The organism is Pseudomonas sp. UFMG81 (assembly GCF_015354575.1).
Classification (GTDB): Bacteria; Pseudomonadota; Gammaproteobacteria; order Pseudomonadales; family Pseudomonadaceae; genus Aquipseudomonas.
In genome coordinates this window covers 1-21,530 of sequence record NZ_JACAFQ010000035.1, presented here as the reverse complement: position 1 = coordinate 21,530, position 21,530 = coordinate 1, and the positions used below count along the sequence as shown (strand labels likewise).

Below are 21,530 nucleotides of genomic sequence, written 5' to 3'. Positions count from 1 at the left end.
CTGCATGAACACCAAGACGTTGGCCGCCTCGCTGTGCCTTGCCACGCTCATGCTGCAAGGCTGCGCGAGCAAGTACGTGGAGTCCGACCAGTATTCGGGCTTCCTCAAGGACTACAGCGTGCTCAAGGAAGACAAGTCGCCCTCGGGCGCGCCGGTGATGCGCTGGATCAAGCCGGGTGTCGATGCCAAGCGCTACAAGAGCGTGTACATCGAGCCCAGCCAGCTCTACCCGAAACCGCAACCGACCGAGAAGATCCCGCAGTCGACCTTGCAGGGCATCACCCAGTACTACGACCAGACCCTGAAGAACCACTTCGGCCAGGTACTGCCACTGGCCACCAGCCCAGGCCCGAATGTACTGGTGGTACGCCCGGCCATCACCGCGGTCAGCGCCAAGACCAAGAGCCTGCGCCCCTACGAGGTGATCCCGATCGCCCTGGTGGCTGCCGGCATCAGCACCGCCACCGGTATTCGTGACCAGGACACCAGCATCGCCACCGAGGCGGTGTTCATCGACGGCGACAGCAACCAGGTGGTCGCCGAGGTGGTGCGCAAGGGTGCCGGCACGGAGCTGGATAACTCCTCGCAGGTGATGCAGGCCAAGGATGCCAAGGCCGTGCTCGATGGCTGGGCCAAGGACATGGTCAGTTCGTTCCAGGCCCTGAAGAAGTAAGCCGCCCTGCCCCCACTGCGGCGCCGGGCTGCAGTGGGGGGCTTTCGCATGCACCCGGCACGATCGGAGACGCGATCCCATGGACAGCATTCGCGGCAGCGCCCTGCTGCAGTTCGACCGGCTGCTGGCCGAGCATGGTGCTGTGCAAAAAGAGTTCCTGGCGCCACTGCACATCGGCGAGGAGGTGGTCGGCCACTATGGCAGGACCCTGCCCTACCTGAGCCTGGTGCAGTTGTTCGAAGGCAGCGCCCGGGCCCTGAGCCTGCCGCGCTTCGGCCTGGAGCTGGCGCTGCGCCAAGGTTCGACCCTGGTCGGGCCGCTGCGCCACCTGGCGAGCTCGGCGCCCACCGTGGGCCATGCCTTGGTCGCGCTGATCCGCTACATGCGCCATTACAGCCCAGCGCTGCACTACCGCCTGGAGCACCGCGCCGGGCAGGCATTGCTGTATTTCGACAATGGCCAACCCTGCGCCGATCAGACGCCGCAGATCATCGAGAAGTCGGTGTTGGGTGCCTTGCTGCTGGTCGGCGAGCTGCGTGGCACGCCGCTGCGTCCCCGGGCGGTGACCTTGCGCCATGGGGCGCTGGGTGATGCCACCGGCTACCAGCGCTATTTCGACTGCCCGGTGCTGTTTGGCCAGGCACACAACTGCCTGGTGATGCCAGCGGATGTGTTGCTGGAAAACTGCATCCGGCATGACGCGGCCTTGCATGCCATCGTCCGGCATTACCTGGAGGCTCACCAGACGGCAGACGACAGCCTGCGCACGCAGGTCGAACGCAGGATCCTGATGCTGCTGCCCAGCCAGCGCTGCACCCTGGAGCAGGTGGCCCTGGCCCTGGAATTGAACCCGCGCACGCTGCAGCGGCGCCTGGCCAGCGACGGTATCGATTTCGAGGACTACCTGGACGGGATTCGCCGGCGGCAGGCGCAGCAGATGCTGCGCAAGACCAGCCTGAGCGTGGGGCAGATCGCCGGGGAGCTGGGGTATCGGCGCACCACGTCGTTCTGCCGTGCCCACCTGCGCTGGTTCGAGATGACGCCGTTGGAGCATCGGCGGCAGTATGGCGATCCGGTGATTGCGGGGTTGTGAGGTTTTTTTGGGGGGGCGATAGGGGCATGGCTTGAGATTGCATGTGGGCCAACAGGTGCATGCCTTGAGATTGCATGTGGGCCAACAGGTGCATGCCTTGAGATTGCATGTGGGCCAACAGGTGCATGCCGATAGGTTTGCAGCGCTCTCAAGATCGAGCGCCGCCCGCGCCGGCGCTGTATACCACTGCTCACGCGGCACCCACTTCTCCTGCGCAGGATCCCCCAGGTAATGCGGCGACATGATCTGCACGCCATATTCGTTGAACACATCCTGGATATTGGCGTGCAACAAGCTCAACAGCTCCGCCCGTGGCCTGGGTTCGCTGGGCACCGCCTGCGCCACCAGGCGGTACTCGGGATAGAAGTCCGAAAGCCCGGTCTGAAACACCTGCGGCCGTGGCTTCTCGAGAATGCCCTCGGTACGCCCGGCAGCCTCCACCAGCATCGCCTCCACCTGGCGCCAGGGCGTGTCGTAGCCAATGGTGACCACGGTGTCGACGATGTACCCCTGGCCCTGCACCGCGCGTGAATAGTTGCGGGTCACGGAGCCGGTGATCATCGAGTTGGGCAAGGTCAGCACCTCGCCAAGGCCGGTGCGGATCGTGGTGTTGAACATGCCCACCTCGGTCACCGTGCCTTCGTTGTCGCCCACCCGCACGTACTCGCCCGCCTTCAACGTGCGCGAGTAGGTCAGGATCAGGCCCGCCGCGGCCTGCCCTACCACGCTGGAGGCGCCCAGGGAAATCATCAGGCCGAGCAGCACCGACAAGCCCTTGAACGCGTCGGTGCCGGAACCCGGCAGGTACGGGTAGGCCATCACCAGGGCGAACAGCCAGATGGCCAGCGAGGTCAGGCGCGTGGTCGGTTGCAGGGTCTCTTCGGTCAGCCACTTGACCGTGCCCGGGCGCGCCAGGCGCTCCAGCAGGCGCCGGCTGAAGCCACTGATACCCTTGGCGATGAAGAAGATCAACACGGCCACGGCGATGCCGGGGATGGCGTGCAGGATGCCGTCGAGCAGGTAGCGCAACAGGTCGAGCAGGTGCACGTTGAGACTTTCGCCCCAGGGCCGGGTGTAGGGGAACTGCGACAGCACGAAGCTCAGCCACTGGTAGCTGAGCAGCAGCACCACCGCCCAGTAGAGCAAGCGCAGCAGGCGGTCGATCAGCAGGTACACGTACTGCATGTCCAACAGCGGCAGCTGCCCCACGCGGATCTGGTGCGCCCGCTCGCGCATCAGCTTTGGCAACAGCCCGCGCAGCTTGCGCCGGCCCAGGTTGGCGCCCTTGATCAGCGCCACGAACAGCAGCGTGGCCAGCGCTGAATAGCCCAGCGCCTTGAGCAGAAAACGCAGGCTGCGCGCCTCGCCAGTCTCATCGACCACCTGGCGCAGCAGGGCTGCGGCCTGCTCGGCGGCCAGGCGCGTATCGCCGCCGTCCAGCCCGAGGTCCTGGGGCGCGACGATGAAGGCACGCCGCCCACCCAGCAGCACCATGTGGCTGTTGAGGATCGAGTCGGTGCTCACCTTGAGCTCGTCGGTGCCGCGCAAGGCCTCTTCGATCACCGCCGTGGCCCGCTGGGCGCGGGCCGTCGGCGACTCGCCGAGCAAGGTGGCGTGGAAGGTGAACACGGTACGGTTGGCGATGCGCAGATCGGCCGGCTCGCCCGGTATGCCTTCGGTGGCGCTGCCCACGTTGTCATTGCCCTGTCCCGCCAGCGGCAACAGGGTGAGCAGCACCAACAACAGGTGAAAAAGGCGATTCATTGCACACTCCCTGGCCTGTGGGGCGAACGGCATGCCTGTAGTGATAGCACAGCCCTCACTGGCCGGCGCCGGGGCCCAGGAACCAGCGGAAGTAAGGGTTCTGGCCGTCGCTCAAGGCCAGCTCGCGGGCCTCGCGGGCCCAGGCCTGGCGGTTGCCGTTGTAGGCGTGCAGGCTCAGGCTGTAGAAGCGTTGCAGGCTGCGCCAGCGGTCGTTCAGCGCAGCGCCGAAGGCGGGTTCTGCATTTTCCAGGGGCGGGGCCTGGCGCAGCGCCAGCAACGTCGGCAGCACCCGGGTGATCTCCCGTGGCCGCACCCAGGCGGCGTACTCGATGCCCGGCTGGTCGTCGGTGACCGGTGGTGTATCCCCGGCAAAGCGCTGCAAGCCGGCACGGTCGGTGATGAAGGTCGCCAACAGTGCCTGCGCCGAATCGACCCCGACCTCGGCCAGCGCGGCGGCTACCGCAGGCGCTGCCAGGCGCTGGCGAATGCGTGGCAGGTCCAGGCGCTGCGGCTGCAATGAACCAATCAACAGCATTTCGTGGAATTCGGTGGTCCACAGCGTGGCATGGGGGAACACCTCGATGAAGCTCTGCACCAGTGCACGGCTGTCTTCTTCGTTCTGGGTCGGCAGTGGCAGCCACTGGGCCACCAGCCCGCCGGGTTGCAGGCGCGCGGCGGCCAGCGCGTAGAAATCACGGGAATACAGGTTGACCACCCCGGCCGCCGAAGGTGGCGGAGGCTCCAGGGTCACCAGGTCATAGCGCTCGTCGCTACGCAGCAACTCGCGGCGGCCATCGCGCAGGCGGATCTGCAGGCGTGGGTCGGACACGGCGGCGAAGTTGCCGTTGAACAGCGGCGCCGCCTGCAACACTTCGGGCAGCAATTCGGCCACTACCGGCCGCTCCAGGCCCGGAAAGCGCAGCATGGCCCCGGCGGTGATGCCAGTACCAAAGCCGATTACCAGCGCCGAACGGGGCTCACCGCTGTGGATCAACAGCGGCAGCAACGCTTGCAGGCGCATGTAGCGCAATGACGGCATGGCATCGCCGGTATTGGACACGCCCTGGATATACAAGCGGCTGAAGGTCTGCCCGCCGCGCCCCTGGCTGACCACCGCCACCGTGCCGCCCTTGCCCTCGTGGTAGAAGGTGAGCTCGCCGTTGCGTGCCCCTGGCAGCAGTTCAGCCAGGCGTTGTGGCGGGGTCAACAGCGCCACCAGCAGGGACGCCAAGGCGACGGCGCCCACGGCGATGGCCGTCGGCCGGCGCACACCTTGACCACGCCAGACCGCGACCAGGCCCACCAGCGCCGCCAGGCCGGCCAATACGCCCAGCGCGCGCACCAACCCCAGCTGCGGCACCAGCACGAAGCCGGTCAGCAGCACCCCGACGATGCCGCCCAAGGTGTTGAGCGCAACCACCGCGCCCACGTCACGCCCGACATGGCCGCTGTCCACCGCCAGGCGCAGGGCCAACGGAAACGCCGCCCCCAGCAACGTGGTGGGCAGGAACACCATGCTTAGCGCCGCCACTGCGAACCGTGCGCACATGCCGGCCAGTTCGCTGCCGGACACCTGCAGCACGAGCGCCTCGACCTGGGTTTGTGCCAGCACCAGCCAGCGCCCGAGCCCGGCGATCTGCAACAGGGCGAGCAGGCCGGCAACGGCGATCAGCAGACCGAACAGCCCCCACGGGTCACGCAGGCGGTCGGCCCGCCGGGCATACAGGGCGCTGCCGGCGAGCAGGCCGCCGAGATAGGTGGCCAGCACCACCGCGAAGGCGAAGGCCCGGGTGCTCATGAACGGCACGATCGCCTGGCTCCAGACCACTTCGTAGCCCAGTGCCACGCCACCGGCGAGGCAATACAGGCCGATGGCCAGCCGGGCTTGCGCGGTGCGCGTCGCCGACGGGCTGTGGACCGGCGCCGGCAAGGCCGTGTCACGCCGACGCGCCAGCCAGCCGCCGCCTGCGGCCAGCAGGTTGAGCGTGGCCGCAGCATAGGCGCTACCGGTCACGCCCAGGCGCGGCAGCAGTACGAAGGCCGCCAGCAAGGTGCCGGCGATGGCGCCCGCGGTGTTGGCCGCATACAGGCGCCCGCCCGCCTGGGCCAACTGCCCGGTGGCCGGTGCCAAGGCGCGCACCAGCACCGGCAAGGTGCCGCCCATGAGCAGCGCGGGCAGCCCGACCAGGGTGAAGGGCAAGGCCCAGGCCAGCAGGCCGGCGCTGGCCTCGAGGCGAGCGAAGGGCCCGGCAGCGCGGGCCAGGCCCAGGGTGGCTGCCACGCCGAGTACGGCGACCGCGAGTTCCAGCAGCATGTACAGCAACACCGGGCGCCGCAGGCGGTCGGCCCAGCGCCCGAACAGCAGGCCGCCGAAGGCCAGCCCGGCGAAAAACGCACTGATGCCGGTGGCCACGGCGTGCACTTCCACACCGACCACCAGCGACAGTTGCTTGATCCACAGCACTTGGTAGATGAGGCCGGCGGCCCCGGAGAGCACCAGCAGCGTGGCGGGCAGCGCCAGTGCCAGACGGGCCTGGGCCACGGGAGCGGCGGTGACAGTGGGGGATGTCGCGGGTGATGCCATGCGTGGGACGCCTTGTCGGGGTGGACGGATGACGTGCTTGAGCCGGGCTGCGTTGCCGCCCATCGCCGCGGGTAGTCGCCACGATGAATCGGCTCCTACGGGTATAGCGCATGGATTGGGATTTGTGCCGGCCGCTTCGCTGGCAAGCCAGCTCACACAGCGATCGAGCAAGACATGAGATCAACGCGGTCGGGGGGGAGCAACGGTCTTGCGCATGAATCTGTAGGAGCGGCCTTGCCGGGGCGCCGGACCGGCCGGAAAGGGCCGCAAAGCGGCCCCGGCAATCTGCGATGTACTTGAAATCCTGGGGCCGCTTTGCGGCCCTCTCGCGACACAAGGCCGCTCCTACAGGTGACGTGCAAGCTTCAGGGGGGCTTGCCGGCGATAGGCCTGCACAAGCACTACTGCTTCTTCATCTTCTCCTCGATCTTCTTGTCCACATCGGCGCGGATCTGGTCGATGCTGAAGCTGGCCGGGCGCTGGCTTGGCGGGTAGTCGACGAAGGTCTGCAGGAACGCCGCCGATTTCTTGACCCCATTGAAGATCAGGAAGTCGTTCTTGGTGAGCCAGTCGTAGTACTGGTCCGACACCACGTCGGCACGCTCGTAGGGGTCCATGCGCAGGTTGAACAGTTTCGGCACGCGCAGGCAGGTGAAGGGTTCGCTCCAGACTTTCAGGCCACCGGGGGCGCGCTGTTCGCAGAACACGATCTTCCAGTTGTCGTAGCGCATGCCGACCAAGTCACCGTCGTCGCTGAAGTAGTAGAACTCGTTGCGGGCGCTCTTGTCGGTCTTGCCGGTCAGCATGTCCAGCTGGTTGTAGCCGTCCAGGTGCACCTTGAAGTTCTTCCCGCCCACATCCGCGCCCTTGAGCAGGCGTTCCTTGATGTCGGTGTCGCCCACTGCGGCCAACAAGGTCGGGAACCAGTCCATCCCCGACATCATCTGGGTATTGATGGTGTCGGCCTTGATCTTGCCCGGCCAGCGAACGATGGCCGGCACGCGGAACGCCCCTTCCCAGTTGGAGTTCTTCTCGTTGCGGAACGGCGTGGTCGCCGCATCCGGCCAGGACCATTGGTTCGGGCCGTTGTCGGTGGTGTAGACCACGATGGTGTTGTCGGTGACCTTCAGGTCGTCCAGGGTCTTGAGCAGCTTGCCGACATCACCGTCGTGCTCGAGCATGCCGTCGGCGTACTCGTTGCCGGGCATGCCACTCTGCCCTTGCATGGATTCGCGCACGTGGGTGAAGGCGTGCATGCGCGTGGTGTTCATCCACACGAAGAACGGCTTGTTGGCCTTGACCTGCTTGTCGATGAAGTTGATCGCCGCCTGGGTGGTCTCGTCGTCGATGGTTTCCATGCGCTTCTTGGTCAACGCACCGGTGTCCTCGATCTTGCCGTCGGCGCTGGACTTGATCACCCCGCGTGGCGAAGCGGCCTTGACGAAGCTTTCGTCATCCTTGGGCCAGAACGGCCGCTCCGGCTCTTCCTCGGCGTTGAGGTGATACAGGTTGCCGAAGAACTCGTCGAAACCGTGGTTGGTGGGCAGGTATTCGTCGCGGTCGCCCAGGTGGTTCTTGCCGAACTGGCCGGTGGCATAGCCCTTGGCCTTGAGCGCCTGGGCAATGGTCACGTCGCGCGCCTGCAGGCCCACCGGCACCCCTGGCATGCCCACCTTCGACAGCCCCGTGCGCAGCGATGCCTGCCCGGTGATGAAGGTCGAGCGCCCCGCCGTACAGCTGTTTTCGGCGTAGTAGTCGGTGAACATCATGCCTTCCTTGGCGATGCGGTCGATGTTAGGCGTCTGGTAGCCCACCACCCCCTTGCCATAGGCGCTGATATTGGTCTGGCCGATATCGTCACCGAAGATCACCAGGATGTTCGGCGTGTCCGCCGCGCAGGCGACGCCCGCGGTTAATGTCGCCGTGGCCGCGAGGGCGGCCGCCGACAACCATGCTCTACTGGACTTCATAGCTACGCTCTCCGTTTCACGTCACTGCTGTCGTCCACGACTTCGGGCACCTGGGTGGCTGGCGGCTGGCCAGGCCCTGTGCTCCTGCGGTTTTTTTGATACCTCTTCACTGCGCTTCGAAGGGGTAGACACGGCGCCATGCCTGCGCCATGTCGACCACTGTCCAACCCTTGGCCTGGGCCTGGTCGAGGGCCTTGTCCAGGCGCCCGACGTTGCTCTTGCGGTCATAGGCCCATTCGCGGTGCCCATCGGTGTGGTGCACCAGCCCGGCAAAGCGCGGCCCCTGCCCGGCCTTGGTCCACTGCAACATCTGCAGGTCGCCGTCGGAATTGCCGAAGGCGAGGATCGGCCGGCGGCCAATGATCGCGTCGATGCTTACCGGTTTGCCGGGGCCATCGTCGTTGTGCTGGATCTTGCCTTGGCGCTGGATGCTCAGGCGGCCTTGCTGGTCCTGGAAGGTGGCGCCCAGGGTGGTGCCGATCACCTGCTCGGGGGGGATGCCATAGACCTCCTCGGCGAAGGCGCGCATGAACGCCACCTCGCCACCGGAGACGATGTAGGTCTTGAAGCCGTGGGCCCGCAGGTAGGCGAGCAGTTCGAGCATCGGCTGGAACACCATCTCGGTGTAGGGCTTGCCGCTGCGCGGATGACGGGCGCTGGCCAGCCAGTTGCGGCTGCGGGCGATGAAGTCTTCGCTGCTCATGCCCGAGTGGGTGGCGGCGATGATCTTGAGCAGGCCATCCATGCCCTGTTTGGCCAGCGCCTGGTGGTCGTTCTCCAGCACCGCCTTGAACGGCTGCTGGCTGCGCCATTGCGGATGCTCGGGGGCCAGGCGCTTGACCTCGTCCATGGCGAACAGCACCTCGAAGTACATCGGTTGCTCGCTCCACAGGGTGCCGTCGTTGTCGAACACGGCGATGCGTTGCGCCGGGGCGACGTAGCCAGGCCCACCGTCCTTGGTCACGGTCTCGACGAATTCCACGATGGCCGTGCGCGCCGGGCCCTCCCGCCAGGCCGGCAGCGGGTCGGCCGCCTGGGCCAGCAGCGGCAGCATCAGCAGCAGGTACAACAGGCCGCGTAATAGAGAGGTCCGACCCTGTGTGTGGCGCATGGGCTACCGTCCTTGCTGAGGGTTCAGGGGGTTGAGCCCATGCTTGGCAGGACGCTCGGCCTTGCCTGACTCAACGCGTTGGCGCAGGCCTTGCAGCAGGTGCCGACGGTCAGTGGCGCGGTGTTCGCCATCACCCTTGACGCCATACAAAGCCTGGAAAAAGGCTAGCAAATCCGCCTCGGTTTTCCCGGCCTGGGGATGTTCACTTGACGACAGCGTGCAGCGCCCGGTGGCACGCCGCAGCCACAGGTACAGGCCATCGAGCCTCAGCGGTTCGGCGGCCCACTGGCGGCGCGCCTGCCGCCAGGCGTAGCCCGGCGAGTCGCGCCACGCTTGCCGGCGGCGTGCCCGCCAGTTGCACAGGCGCTGCCAGGCGGCCCGGCCCCAGGCGCGTCCCGCCCAGGCCAGCGCCCCCACCAGCACCAGCAACACCGTAAGCTCCAGCCAGTGGCCGTTAATGCGCAGCTGCGCGCCCTGCCCCAGGGCGCGCAGGTCTTCGCTGAGCGAGAACGGCGCCTGGTAGGCGCCCTGCTCGGCCTTGAGCTCTATTGCCGGCACCGAGGCGCTGTGCCGCTCGCCGCTGGTGGCGTCCGACCATTGCACGTCGATGGCCGGCAAACGGTAGCTGCCTGCGGCCGAAACCACGTAGGTCACGCTGTCGGTGCGCTGGCCGCCCAGGGTGCCACCGCGACCATCGCTGAGCGGCGTGACGCTGGGCGTCTGCACATAACGCTTGAGGCCTTTGACCTCGACGAAGGTGGGTGGCGGGATAAGCATCGCCTGGGCGCCCTGGGCGACGATATGCAGGCGGCGGGTAATGCTGTCGCCGGCCCGCAGGGGCGTGTGCGAGCGCTGGATGTCCTGGGTCAGTTCCAGCTGCCGGGCCACCAGGCGCTGCTCGCCAGTGCCGCCGGCCGGGGCCTTGGCCTCGAACGACAGGGGCTGGCTGTGCACCGTGATCGCCACGTTGTCCGGGCCGGGCTGCACGCTGAATGCCAACGCCGGCACGCTGAAGCGCTGCGCCACGCTGGGGGTGATCTGGTAGGTGTAACGCAGGCCGAAGAAGGCCTTGCCGTCGAGCTTCAGGTTCAGGTGCCGCGCCTCGCCCGTGGGTGGCGTGACCACTGCGCCGGGCAGTTGCAGGGTGGGCAGCACGGGGGCGTCGGTGAACCAGGTGTCGACCAGCAGGTCCACCTCCAGGCTGACCGTGGCCCCGGTCATCACTGCGCTGTCGGGCGCCAGGCGCGCCTGCACCCGCACGTCAGGGGCGGCGGCATTGGCCAGCGCGGCCAAGCCCAGCAGCGCCAGCAACAGCCAACGGCTCATGGCGCCTCCTTCGCCGCCTGCTGGCGCGCGGCATCCTGGATCGAAAACTTGCGCTTGAGAAACTGCGCGGGGGATGTGGTGAGGTTGTTCAGCCACAGCTGGTCCGAGGCGGCCTGGGGCGTCTTCTGCTGCTGCGGCTTGCCACCGGCGGCGGGCGTCTGGTCTTCGACCACCTTGTCGGGCTTCTCATCGGGCGGCCCGGCCTTTTGCTGGTCGGCGTAGTCCTTGAGCAGGGCCTGGGCCAACGCCAGGTTGGCCTTGGCTTCGGCGAATTCAGGTTGCAGGCGCAAGGCCTGCTGGTAGGCCGCGATGGCCTGGGGGAACTTGAACAGGCGCACGTAGCTGTTGCCCTGGTAGAACCAGGCCGGTGCGCTGTCCAGTTTGCCCAGGCTGGCCAGCGCCGCCTGGTAGTCCGCCGCCTCATAGGCGGCGACGCCTTTCCAGTAGGGGTCGTGAAAATGCGCGGCGGCCTGGGGGTAGTGTTCATGCTCGAACGCCCACCGCCCCTGCTGGTCGGCGGTGAAGAACGCATCGGCCAGCGGCCCGGCTCGCGCCGGCTCCGCCGCCCCCGACAGTGACAGCGCCAGCAGCAGCCCCGGCAGCCAGCTCACTCGCCAGCCACGGCGAACGCTCAACAGCACCAGCAGCGCCAGGGGCCAGCACAGCCAATAGCCGGCATCCTTCCAGTGCAGCTGCGCGCTGTCGCCGCTGGCGGCCTTGAAGTGCCGTTGCGCGTGCAGCTCGATCCAGTCCAGGTCGTCGTCGTCCAGGGTCAGGCTGCCCAGCGGCGCTCCGGCGGCCTTGGCCAGCCCCTGGAGCGCCTGTTTGTCGAAGTCCCCGGCCACCGGCCGCCCTTGGCTGTCCAGGCGTGGAAGGCCCTGGGCGTCGCGCAGGGGCCCGGTGGCCTGGCTGCCGACGGCCAGCACCAGTACCTGCAAGGCCGTGCCGGACAAGCGTTTTTCGATGGCTGCGAACTGGCTGGCATCGGCGCCATCGGTGAGCAGCACCAGGGTGCCGGGGGTGTTTTCGGCCGCCAGCAACTTCAGCGCCAGGTCGATCACCCCCAGCGCATCCTTGCCGGGGGTGTCCATCAAGTCGGTGGCCAGGGCCTGGATGAAGGTGTCGAGCAGCGTCGGGTCTTCGGTGGCCGGCAACACCAGGTGGGCGCTGCCGGCATAAGCGATCAGCGCGGTGCGCGCCCCGGCGCGGCGCAGCACCAGGTCGTGCAGGGTGTGCCGGGCCGCCGCCAGCCGGCTGGGTGGCACATCGTCGGCCTGCATCGACGGCGACAGGTCGACGGCAATGATCAGCGGCGCACGGTCATCGAGAAAGTCCGGGACATCCTGCTCCCAGGTCGGCCCGGCCGCCGCCACGGCGCCGAGCACCAGGGTGGCCGCCAGCAGGTGCACCGGCCGCAACCGCCGTTGCTGGCGGGGCGCGATCATCAGGTGGTCGACCAGGTGCGGGGCGATGATGCCGTCCAGCTGGCGGTGCAGGTCGTGCCAGCGCAGCCACAGCCAGGGCAGCAACAGCCCCGGCAGGATCAGCAGCAGCCACCAGGGCCGCAGGAAGTGCAAGGCGCTGAGGTCGATGTTCATGCCGGCGGCTCCAGGGGCATGGCCCGGCGGGCGCCCAGCCGCGCCCACACCAGCGCCAACGCCTGCCCCGCCAGCAACAGGCCGAGGGCACCGCCCAGCGGCCAGACGAACAGGTCACGCTTGGGCTGGTGGCTGAAGGTGCGCACCTTGTGCGGGGTCAGGCGGTCGAGGGTGGCGTACACCTGTTGCAGGGCCTGGCGGTCGTCGGCACGGAAGTACTGCCCGCCGGTGGTGCGTGCGATCATCTGCAAGGTCGCCAGGTCGACCTTGTCGTCGCCGCTGGCCTGCGGGTCGCCGATACCGATGGTGTGCACCACGATGCCCTGCTCATGCGCCAGCTGCGCGGCGTGGTCCGGGGTGATGGCGCTGCCGGTGTCGTTGCCGTCGGTCAACAGGATCAGCACTTTTTCCTGCTCCTTGGTGTTGGCCAGGGCCTTGATGGTCAGGCCGATGGCGTCGCCCAGGGCGGTGTTGGGCCCGGCCATGCCGATGCCGACCTCGTCGAGCAGCATCAGCAGGCTGGCGTGGTCCAGGGTGGGCGGCGCCTGCGGGTAGGCGCCGGTGCCGAACACGATCAGGCCGATGCGGTCGTCCTTGCGCTGGCCGATGAAGTCGCGCACCACCGACTTCACCGCGCTCAGGCGGTCGGTGCGCTCGCCGCTGGCAGTGGTGTAGTCGGTGGCGGCCATGGACTGGGAGATATCGAGCGCGAGCATCAGGTCGCGGATCGGCTGCTCGCGCTGGATCGGCCGCTCCACCAGCACCGGCCTGGCGCAGGCCGTCACCAGCAGCGCCCAGGCCAGCACATTGAGCAGCAATTGCCAGCGCCCGCCGCTGGCGCTGGCCTGGCCCGGCTGTTGGCCGACGGCGCGGCTCATCGCGGCGAAGAACGGCACCCGCAGCGCACTGCGGCCTTCCTCGTAGCGCCCGAGCAGGCGGTAGCCCAACCACGCCAGCGGCAGCAGCAGGAACGCCCAGGGGTAGTCAAACTGCCACATGGTGCCCCTCGATCCACTGCCGTGCGTGGCTGAACAACGCGTTGACCTGCTGTGGGTCCAGGCTGCGCAGCCAGCTATCGGGGGCGTAGGCGACCTGGTGGAGGTCGTCGGCGAACCCGGCCGGCAGCGGCTGGCGCGCGTGGCGCTGAAGAAACGCCTGCCATGGCGCGCCGCCGAGGCTGGCCACTGCCGGTGCGCCCGGTAGCGACAAGGCCACGCGCTTGAGCAGTTCGGGCAACTCGCGCAGGGCCGCCAGGCGCTGCTCGCCGTCGCCCCCTGCCAGTTGGTCGAGGCGCAGCAGCGCCTCGCGTCGATAGCGATCACGCTGCCAACGCCGCCAGCGCAGCGCGCCCCACAGCACGGCGACGGCCAGCAGCAGCAACCCCAGCGCCAGCCAGGCCCAGGTCTGCGGCCAATAGGCGAACGGCGGCGTGCCCGGCGCCAGTTCGCGCAGCTGGTCGATGGACGGCACGGCGGCGCTCATCGCGGCACCTGGGCCAGCCGGCCCAGTTCGCGGCGCAGCTGTTCCTGGCTGTCGTCGCCGGTACTGACGAGCATCAGCGGCACCTGGCTGCGCCGCAGCAGGTCGGCGACGTCACGCAGGCGCCCGGCCAGGAACTCGCCCAGGGGCCGGTTGATGCGCCGCTGGCCGATTTCCAGCTCGACCTGCTGGGCGCCCTGGGTCACGTTCAGCCGCCCTTTTTCCGGGAGTTGCAGGGCGATCGGATCAAAGACCTGGATCGCGATCACATCGTTGTGCCGGCTCAACTGGCGCAGCAAGGCCAGGGTATCGGCGCTGGTCCCGGCGAAATCGCTGATGATGCAGATCAGGTGGTCATGCCCGGCGTGGGCGACACAGCTGCGCAGCACCTTGTCCAGCTGCGCGTCGTTCTCTTCATCGGCGGCGTAGGCCGACAGCGCATGGTTGGCCTTGACCACCGCGCTGCACAGGGCTTCGACCCGGGCCCGGCTGCGCAGCGGGCGCACGTAGTCCACCTGCTGGTTGCCGAACACCAGGCCGCCGACCCGGTCGCCGGCATGGAACGCCATCCACGCGCACAGCGCCGCCAACTGCGCGGCGGTCACCGACTTGAAGTAGCGCTGCGAGCCGAAGTACATGCTCATGCGCTGGTCCACCAGCACCAGCGTGGGGCGGTCGCGCTCCTCGGTGAAGGTGCGCACGAAGGGTTTGCCGTAGCGCAGCGACGCCCGCCAATCCAGGTGGCGCAGGTCGTCGCCGGGGATGTAGTGACGCAGTTCGTCGAAGCTCAGCCCGCGCCCGCGCAGGCGCGAGGCGTGGTTGCCGGAAAGGATGCTCGAAAGCGGCTGGCGGGCGACGAAGCTCAAGCCCCGGGCACGCCCCTCCAAGGCCATCAGCTCGGCGAGCGAGGCGTACACGAAGCCGTCCGGGGCAACACTGTTCACGGGCATGGGCGAGTCCGTCAGGCGGGTATGGCCACCTTGTCCAACAACCTGTCGATGACCTGGTCGGCCGCCACGCCATCGGTGACTGCGTCGTACGACAGCTGCAGGCGGTGGCGTAGCACCGGGTGCACCACGGCGCGCACGTTGTCGGGTGAGACGAAGTCCTGGCCGGCGAGCCAGGCATGGGCGCGCGACACGCGGTCGAGGCTGATGCCACCGCGTGGGCTGGCACCGATATTGATCCAGCGCGCCAGGTCGGCGTCGTGCTCCGCCGGGTGGCGCGTGGCGTTGATCAGGTCGATCAGGTAGCGATCGATGGCTGCCGACACGTGCACCTGAGCCACTTCGCGGCGAGCATCGAAGATCACCTGCTGGGCCAGGCGTGCCGGTTGAGGGGCGCTGCCGTGGGCGGCCTGGTCTTCTTCGCGCACCAGGCGCAGCACCTGGGTTTCGTCTTCCGGGCGTGGGTAGTCGAGTTGCAGTTTCATCAAAAAGCGGTCCATCTGCGCCTCGGGCAGCGGGTAGGTGCCCTCCTGCTCGATGGGGTTCTGGGTGGCCAGCACCATGAACAGCCCCGGCATCGGGTAGCTCTGCCCGGCCACGGTGATCTGGCGCTCTTCCATGGCCTCCAGCAAGGCGGCCTGGACCTTGGCCGGGGCGCGGTTGATCTCGTCGGCGAGGATCACGTTGCCGAACAGCGGGCCGGGCTGGAAGCTGATCTTGTTGCCCTCGGCTGTCTGTTGCAGGATCTCGCCGCCGGTGATGTCCGAGGGCAGCAGGTCGGGGGTGAACTGGATGCGCCGCATCTGCGCCTCCAGGTGGGTGGCCAGGGCCTTGACCGTGCGGGTCTTGGCCAGGCCCGGGAGGCTTTCCAGCAGCACATGGCCGTTGGCCAGCAACCCCAGCAGCACGTGGCGGATGGTGGCGGCCTGGCCCAGCACCTTTTCGGCGACCGACGCTTCCAGCGCCTGGACTTGCTCGCGGGTGTTCACAGCAATGGCCCCTGTGTGAGGTTGACGGTCAGGTAAATCTAGCCGCATCGCCCCTGAGCGCCATGGTTTGTCGTGAAGAGAACATGGTGCGGCTGTTGCATTGCCAGCGCAGTTTTTCTGTAGGAGCGGCCTTGCCGGGGCGCCGGACCGGCCGGAAATGGGTGCGCAGCGCCTCCAGGATCTCGATTACACCCCAAGATCGCCGGGGCCGCTTTGCGGCCCTTTCGCGACACAAGGCCGCTCCTACAGAAAACCTGCGCAAGACCGTTGCTCGCACAGGTTCGCGGTGCGCCTGGAGGTCACTGGCCGTTGCGCCAGTAGGGTTCGATCGCCTGCAAGCGGGGGTCGTCCGGGGCCGCCTGGCGCAGGCGCTGGACGTAGGGGTAGGCGTCGGCGCGCTCGCCGGCCAGGGCGTGCAGGTAGATCAGCGAGTACAGCAGGTCGGCGTCGTCGGGCGATTGCTGCAGGCCGCTGCGCAGGGCTTGCAACGCTTCGTCGCGACGGTTCATGCGCGACAGCAGCAGCCCTTGGTTGTAGCGGATGCGCGAGTTGCCCGGCAGGGCCACGGCAGCCTGCTCCATCCAGCCCACGGCCTCCTCTTGTCTGCTGCGTTCGACCAACAACAGCGCCAGCATGTACGCCAGGTTGCCGCGGTCGGCGGCCGGCATCTTGTCCAGCGCCACGCCTTCGCGCAGCAGGGTTTCGGCGTCGTCCAGGCGCTGCTGGCTGCTGGCCAGGGTCACCAGGTTGACCCTGGCCGGGACGAAGAACGGGTCCATGGCCAGGGCCTGGCGATACTGCGCCATGGCCTCGTCGTCGCGCCCCTGGCGCTGCATCAGCACCGCCAGGTTCAAGCGCCCGCCCGGCAGGTCGGCGTTGCCGCGCAGGCGTTGCTCGTATTCGGCGAGCATGGCCGGGAATGTTTGCGGCAAGCGGTCGACGTGCACATCGGCCAGGGCGCGCACGGTTTCGTCGCGCACGGCACGGGTGGGGTCTTCGAGCAACGGCAACAGGGGTTCGAGGCGCTGCTCGGGCGGCAGGCTGGTGAACCCGGCCACCGCATAGGCACGCACCAGCGCGTCGTTGTCCTTCAGCGCCCAGCGCAGGTTGCTGGCTGCGGCTGGGCCAAGGTCGGCCAGCTGGTCGGCGGCGGTTGCGCGCACGATGGCGGGGTTGCGCTTGTCGGCGAGCAGGTAGCCCAGGCGGCTCAGGGTGGTGCCGGGGTCCTGTTGCACGGCATGGAAGCTCTCGCCGTAATGCGCCGGCCGCTTGGGCGTACCGAACCACTGGGTGATCGCCGTGGCGGCCCACTCGGGCTTGCGGTCCTGGTGGCAGGTGGTGCAGGCGTCGGGGCCGATGCCCTGGGCGGCAAGGTCCGGGCGTGGGATGCGCAGGCTGTGGTCGCGCCGGGGGTCCACCACCATGTAGGTCTTGCTGGGCATGTGGCAGTTCACGCATTGGGCGCCGGGCGAACCGGCGGTGTGGTGATGGTGGGCGGAGCTGTCGTAGTCCTTGGCTTGCAGGCCGGCGAAACGCGCGGTGTTGGGTTGGCTGTTGTGGCATTGCAGGCACAGGCCATTGCCTTCGATGCGCACCTTGGTGGTGTGGGGGTTGTGGCAGTCGGTGCAACCGACACCGGCAGCGAACATGCGGCTCTGGCTGAACGAGCCGTACTCGTAGACCTCACCGTCGATCTGGCCGTCGGCGTGGTACAGCCCGCTGCGCAGGGTGGTCGGCAGGCTCTGGTCCAACTGCGGGTGGCCCGGCAGTTGGCCGCTGCCCAGGCCCTGACGCCGGCTGTGGCAATAGGCGCACTGCTCGACCAGCCCCTGGCTGCCCAAGGCCTTGAAGTCCACCGCCAGGCCCTGGGCCGGGGATGTGCCGGGGTGCTGCTTAGCCCAGTCGACATGGGCCTGGCCCGGGCCGTGGCAGCCCTGGCAGCCGACGGTCTGCTCCTGCCAGGTGCTGGCGAAACTGTCCTTGGCGTCGTTGTAGTGCTTGGCCAGGCCCGTGGAGTGGCAGTCGGCGCACATGCCGTTCCAGTTCTGGTAGCGGCCGGTCCAGTGCAGCGGGTCGTTGGGGGCGAAACGCTGCCCGGGGTACAGCGAGAACCAGCGTTGCCCGCCTTGGGCCCCCGGGCGGCTGTCCCAGGCCAGGGTCAGGGCTTGCAGGCGCCCGCGCGACAGGGCCACCAGGTATTGCTGCAACGGTTCGAAGCCGAAGGTGTAGAGCACTTTGAAGTCGGTGGGCTTGCCGTCCTCGCCTTCGATGTTGACGAAAAACGCGTCGCCCTTGCGGTAGAAGCGCGCCTGCACGCCATCCTGGTCGTAGCTCACGTCATCGAAGTTGCCGAGTACATTGGCGGCGCTGGCATCGCGCAGGGCCCAGGCATGGTCGGAATGCTGCCACTGCTTGGCCTGCTCGGTATGGCAACCCAGGCAGCTGGCGGCCTCGGCATAACCTTCACGGTCCTTGGCCTGAACAGGCAGCCTACCCGTGTCGGCCCTGACCACACCGTTACTGCATAGCGCCCAGGCCAGTACCGCCAGGCCGATGACCGCGCGCAACCACTGCACACCCCGCACTACCTGTGCACCACTCCCCATCGGCTCGCTCCACGGTCGGTCCTGCTCGCCCTTTGCGGGCTGTTGTCGGCTTTGCACGGCCAGCCTTCACCCTAGTACAACATTGGCTGTACTTCCGCGATGCAGCTGCTGCTTGCAGGGCTGCGCATTGACGCCCTTTCCGATGGCCCCGGAAAATCTGCCATTTACCCAACAGAGACGTGTGCCCTATGTGGAGCGAACAAGCTGTACTGAAGATCTCCATCGCCTTCACCCTGTTGCTGGCGGCGTTCGGCATCGTCTGCGGCCTGCTGTCCGGGTCGTTCTCCATCGTCTTCGACGGTTTCTACTCGCTGATCGATGCGGCGATGAGCGGCCTGGCCCTGGCGGTGACCAGCCTGATCAGCCGGCACACCAGCAGCGGTGAGTCCAGCCAGCGCCTGGCCGAGCGTTTCAACATGGGCTTCTGGCACCTGGAACCGATGGTGCTGGTGCTCAATGGCACGCTGCTGTGCGCAGTGGCCTTGTACGCCCTGGTCAACGCCGCCGGCAGCCTGCTGATGGGTGGCAAGCCGCTGCATTTCGACTTCGCCGTGCTGTACGCGCTGATCGCCGTGGCGGTGTGTTTCGCCATGGCCGCCTACGCCCACAAGGCCAACCGCACCTTGCGCTCGGACTTCATCGCCCTGGACGTGAAGACCTGGATCATGTCCGGGAGCATCTCGGCGGCGTTGCTGGTGGCGTTCGCCATCGGCATGGCGCTGGAACACACGCCGCTGGCCTGGCTCATGCCTTACATCGACCCGGCCGTGCTGCTGGTGATCTGTGCCTGCCTGGTGCCAATGCCGCTGAAAACCCTGCGCAAGGCGTTCGCCGATGTGCTGATGGTGACCCCGGCGGACCTCAAGGCCAAGGTCGGCGCCATTGCCGAGCGGGTGGTGGCCGAGCAGGGGTTCGTCGGGCACCAGGCCTATGTGGCCAAGGTCGGGCGCGCCCGGCAGATCGAGATCTACTTCATCGTGCCCAGCCACTGGCCGGCGAAGACCCTCGAAGAATGGGACGCCTTGCGTGATCAGATCGGCGAGGCCATCGGCGGCGACAATGCCGACCGCTGGTTGACCATCGCCTTTACCACCGACCCTGCCTGGACCAAGTAGCCTCGGGCACTGGACTGGCCCACTCTGAAGTCCTGGGGCCGCTTTGCGGCCCTTTCCGGCCGGTCCGGCGCCCCGGCAAGGCCGCTCCTACAGGATCCTGTGCACACCCCACCAAACGCATTGCGCAGCCAGGTCGTCTCACCCCATCGGGTGATTTCTGGCAAGGCCGGACTGTGGGAGCATCATCCCGCCCCACCCAGCCGCTGACGCGGGTGCCGGCCCCGCCTCCTCCCAATACCCCCAGAACGGTATCGAGCCCGCTCGCATACCGCGGCGTCCTGCAACCTGTTTCAGGAGTTCGCAATGCATACAACAACAAATACAGCCTCTACGCCCGACCATCCTGCCACCGCGCAACCAGGACGTTTCCGCAAGTCCATGAGCATGACCGCGCTGGTGCTGTTCGGCCTTGCCTACATGGTCCCCCTCGCGGTCTTCACCACTTACGGGCTGGTCACCCAGATGACCAAGGGCCACCTGCCCACCGCCTACCTGCTGACCCTCGCGGCGATGCTGCTCACCGCCTACAGCTACGGGCGCATGGTCCAGGCCCACCCCTACTCCGGTTCTGTCTACACCTACACCCGCAAGGCCTTCGGCAGCCATATCGGCTTCATGGCCGGCTGGACGCTGCTGCTCGACTACATCTTCCTGCCATTGCTCAGCTACCTGCTGATCGGCATCTACATGTCGGAGTACTTCCCGGCCATCCACGCCTGGGTATGGGTCGCCGGCTCCATCGCCCTGGTGACCTTCCTCAACCTGATCGGCATCGAGTCGATCACCCGGGTCAACTGGATCCTGGTGGTGGTGCAGCTGGTGTTCATCGTGGTGTTCGTCGCCCTGTCGGTGCGCCACCTGGGCGGCCAGGCGCAGCCGGTGTCGCTGTTCGCGCCCTTCCACCACGAAGGCTTCAGCGTGCCGCTGATCATGACCGGCGCCGCCGTGCTGTGCCTGTCGTTCCTGGGCTTCGACGCGGTGTCGACCATGGCCGAGGAAACCAGCAACCCGACCTTCCGCATCCCCATGGCGATCCTGGTGGTGTCGCTGATCGGTGGCCTGTTGTTCCTGATCGTGTCGTACTTCGCCCAGCAGGTGTTCCCGGACTGGGGCAGCTTCGCCGACCCCGACTCGGCCTCGGTGGACGTGATGCGCCGGGTGGGTGGCGAGTTGCTGGTGACCGCCTTCACCGCCACCTACGTGGCCGGCTGCTTCGCCTCGGCGATGGTGTCCCAGGCCAGCGTGTCGCGGGTGCTGTTCGCCATGGGCCGCGATGGCGCGCTGCCGCGGGTGTTCGGCCAGCTGGTGGGCAAGAAGCGTGTGCCGGCCACCGCCATCCTGCTGGTCAGCCTGCTGTCGCTGATCGCCCTGTTCATCAGCCTGGACACGGTGGCCAACATGATCAGCTTCGGTGCGCTGTTCGCCTTCTCGGCGGTCAACCTGGCAGTGGTCAAGCACTACCTGGTCGACCAGCAGCTGCGCGGTGCGCGCAATGTACTGCTGTATGGCGCGATCCCGGGGCTGGGCTTTCTCAGCACCCTGTGGCTGTGGAGCAGCCTGACCCACCTGTCGTTCACCATCGGCCTGGGCTGGATGGCGGTGGGCTTCGTCTGCCTGCTGGGGCTGACCAAGGCGTTTCGGGTGAAGCTGCCTGAGTTGCAGATGGCGGAATGACAAGTTCCTTTAGCGTGGGGTGGTATTGCCCTTAGGCCCAAGCCTTTCAGGATATTCGCGTGAGGGCCACAAGGTGCTCGCCGGAAGTCTTGCAGTGCCTATGAGATCGAGCGCCGCNCGNGCGGCGCATCGCTGGCAAGCCAGCTCCCACATCTGTTTCGGGCCAGTTACTCCTGGCCCATCTCCACTGTCCGCCCTGTTTGTACGACGCGGTTTTTGCATGGACGCTACCGCCGCCCCACATGACTCAAGACATGCACCAAGGCGGACAGTGGAGACCTCACAGGATGGATTGGCCCGAAACAGATGTGGGAGCTGGCTTGCCAGCGATGCGCCGCGCGGGCGGCGCTCGATCTTGAGAGCGCTACAAAGTTTTCGACAAGCGCCTGGTCGCCCCCATGCGTTAGCCGTCAGGACGCTAGTGCCACCACCCACATGAACGATTCTTCACAATGGTTGCATCCCTTGATACATAGGGTGCCCCAGCCATTGCCCCACGCGCCTCCCCGGTCTTTTCTTGAGCCTGCCACCCTGGTTGCGTAGCATCGCCGGCCAATCTGCACACTCACAACCCGATACTGCTGGAACGTTGTCCCCCCCC

The 21,530-nt window shown here is 67.4% G+C and carries 14 protein-coding genes and 1 pseudogene; 4 read left to right on the top strand and 11 right to left on the bottom strand.

The window, feature by feature from the left end:
• The first annotated feature begins 4 nt into the window (after positions 1–4).
• Positions 5–673, top strand: a complete 669-nt coding sequence (locus tag IX761_RS21615) for a DUF3313 domain-containing protein (protein ID WP_194791544.1) — start codon at positions 5–7, stop codon at positions 671–673.
• A 79-nt stretch (positions 674–752) separates the two neighbouring features.
• Positions 753–1,766 (top strand): AraC family transcriptional regulator, encoded by a 1,014-nt coding sequence (locus IX761_RS21610; RefSeq protein WP_194791609.1) that lies wholly within the window; start codon positions 753–755, stop codon positions 1,764–1,766.
• A gap of 165 nt (positions 1,767–1,931) precedes the next feature.
• Here the strand turns inward: IX761_RS21610 and IX761_RS21605 are convergent.
• The 11 genes and pseudogenes from IX761_RS21605 to IX761_RS21555 all read right to left on the bottom strand — a co-directional run.
• Positions 1,932–3,530 (bottom strand): annotated as a pseudogene (locus tag IX761_RS21605) (mechanosensitive ion channel family protein); the annotation flags it as partial.
• Between the two features lie 55 nt (positions 3,531–3,585).
• Complete coding sequence (locus tag IX761_RS21600; RefSeq protein ID WP_194791543.1) at positions 3,586–6,114, bottom strand: fused MFS/spermidine synthase; 2,529 nt, start codon at positions 6,112–6,114, stop codon at positions 3,586–3,588.
• A gap of 401 nt (positions 6,115–6,515) precedes the next feature.
• Positions 6,516–8,084: an arylsulfatase gene (locus IX761_RS21595; protein ID WP_194791542.1), complete on the bottom strand. Its 1,569-nt coding sequence runs from the start codon at positions 8,082–8,084 to the stop codon at positions 6,516–6,518.
• 106 nt (positions 8,085–8,190) lie between these two features.
• Positions 8,191–9,195 (bottom strand): HAD family hydrolase, encoded by a 1,005-nt coding sequence (locus tag IX761_RS21590; protein ID WP_194791541.1) that lies wholly within the window; start codon positions 9,193–9,195, stop codon positions 8,191–8,193.
• A 3-nt stretch (positions 9,196–9,198) separates the two neighbouring features.
• Complete coding sequence (locus IX761_RS21585) at positions 9,199–10,521, bottom strand: BatD family protein (RefSeq protein ID WP_194791540.1); 1,323 nt, start codon at positions 10,519–10,521, stop codon at positions 9,199–9,201.
• The gene (locus tag IX761_RS21580; protein ID WP_194791539.1) at positions 10,518–12,119 is read right to left on the bottom strand and encodes a VWA domain-containing protein; all 1,602 of its coding nucleotides are present in this window, start codon (positions 12,117–12,119) and stop codon (positions 10,518–10,520) included. Before IX761_RS21580 ends, IX761_RS21585 begins: the two co-directional genes overlap by 4 nt.
• Complete coding sequence (locus IX761_RS21575; protein ID WP_194791538.1) at positions 12,116–13,117, bottom strand: vWA domain-containing protein; 1,002 nt, start codon at positions 13,115–13,117, stop codon at positions 12,116–12,118. The genes IX761_RS21580 and IX761_RS21575 overlap by 4 nt, the downstream gene beginning before the upstream one ends.
• A complete protein-coding gene (locus IX761_RS21570) occupies positions 13,104–13,601 on the bottom strand; it encodes a DUF4381 domain-containing protein (protein WP_194791537.1) in 498 nt (165 codons plus the stop codon). Before IX761_RS21570 ends, IX761_RS21575 begins: the two co-directional genes overlap by 14 nt.
• On the bottom strand, positions 13,598–14,548 hold the full coding sequence (locus IX761_RS21565; protein WP_194791536.1) for a DUF58 domain-containing protein: 951 nt from the start codon (positions 14,546–14,548) through the stop codon (positions 13,598–13,600). The genes IX761_RS21570 and IX761_RS21565 overlap by 4 nt, the downstream gene beginning before the upstream one ends.
• A gap of 11 nt (positions 14,549–14,559) precedes the next feature.
• Positions 14,560–15,534 (bottom strand): AAA family ATPase, encoded by a 975-nt coding sequence (locus tag IX761_RS21560; protein WP_194791535.1) that lies wholly within the window; start codon positions 15,532–15,534, stop codon positions 14,560–14,562.
• A gap of 299 nt (positions 15,535–15,833) precedes the next feature.
• Complete coding sequence (locus IX761_RS21555; RefSeq protein ID WP_194791534.1) at positions 15,834–18,140, bottom strand: tetratricopeptide repeat protein; 2,307 nt, start codon at positions 18,138–18,140, stop codon at positions 15,834–15,836.
• A 188-nt stretch (positions 18,141–18,328) separates the two neighbouring features.
• On the opposite strand from IX761_RS21555, the gene IX761_RS21550 reads away from it, so the two are divergent.
• Both IX761_RS21550 and IX761_RS21545 read left to right on the top strand, forming a co-directional pair.
• On the top strand, positions 18,329–19,255 hold the full coding sequence (locus IX761_RS21550; protein ID WP_194791533.1) for a cation diffusion facilitator family transporter: 927 nt from the start codon (positions 18,329–18,331) through the stop codon (positions 19,253–19,255).
• Between the two features lie 303 nt (positions 19,256–19,558).
• Positions 19,559–20,929, top strand: coding sequence for an APC family permease (locus tag IX761_RS21545; RefSeq protein WP_194791532.1), 1,371 nt, complete (start codon positions 19,559–19,561; stop codon positions 20,927–20,929).
• Positions 20,930–21,530: the final 601 nt, after the last annotated feature.

Coding starts and splice junctions, on each gene's coding strand:
- IX761_RS21615 (WP_194791544.1), top strand. CDS start 5: ATGAACACCAAGACGTTGGCCGCCTCGCTGTGCCTTGCCACGCTCATG.
- IX761_RS21590 (WP_194791541.1), bottom strand. CDS start 9,195: ATGCGCCACACACAGGGTCGGACCTCTCTATTACGCGGCCTGTTGTAC.
- IX761_RS21545 (WP_194791532.1), top strand. CDS start 19,559: ATGCATACAACAACAAATACAGCCTCTACGCCCGACCATCCTGCCACC.
- IX761_RS21570 (WP_194791537.1), bottom strand. CDS start 13,601: ATGAGCGCCGCCGTGCCGTCCATCGACCAGCTGCGCGAACTGGCGCCG.
- IX761_RS21610 (WP_194791609.1), top strand. CDS start 753: ATGGACAGCATTCGCGGCAGCGCCCTGCTGCAGTTCGACCGGCTGCTG.
- IX761_RS21565 (WP_194791536.1), bottom strand. CDS start 14,548: ATGCCCGTGAACAGTGTTGCCCCGGACGGCTTCGTGTACGCCTCGCTC.
- IX761_RS21550 (WP_194791533.1), top strand. CDS start 18,329: ATGTGGAGCGAACAAGCTGTACTGAAGATCTCCATCGCCTTCACCCTG.
- IX761_RS21580 (WP_194791539.1), bottom strand. CDS start 12,119: ATGAACATCGACCTCAGCGCCTTGCACTTCCTGCGGCCCTGGTGGCTG.
- IX761_RS21575 (WP_194791538.1), bottom strand. CDS start 13,117: ATGTGGCAGTTTGACTACCCCTGGGCGTTCCTGCTGCTGCCGCTGGCG.
- IX761_RS21555 (WP_194791534.1), bottom strand. CDS start 18,140: ATGGGGAGTGGTGCACAGGTAGTGCGGGGTGTGCAGTGGTTGCGCGCG.
- IX761_RS21600 (WP_194791543.1), bottom strand. CDS start 6,114: ATGGCATCACCCGCGACATCCCCCACTGTCACCGCCGCTCCCGTGGCC.
- IX761_RS21595 (WP_194791542.1), bottom strand. CDS start 8,084: ATGAAGTCCAGTAGAGCATGGTTGTCGGCGGCCGCCCTCGCGGCCACG.
- IX761_RS21585 (WP_194791540.1), bottom strand. CDS start 10,521: ATGAGCCGTTGGCTGTTGCTGGCGCTGCTGGGCTTGGCCGCGCTGGCC.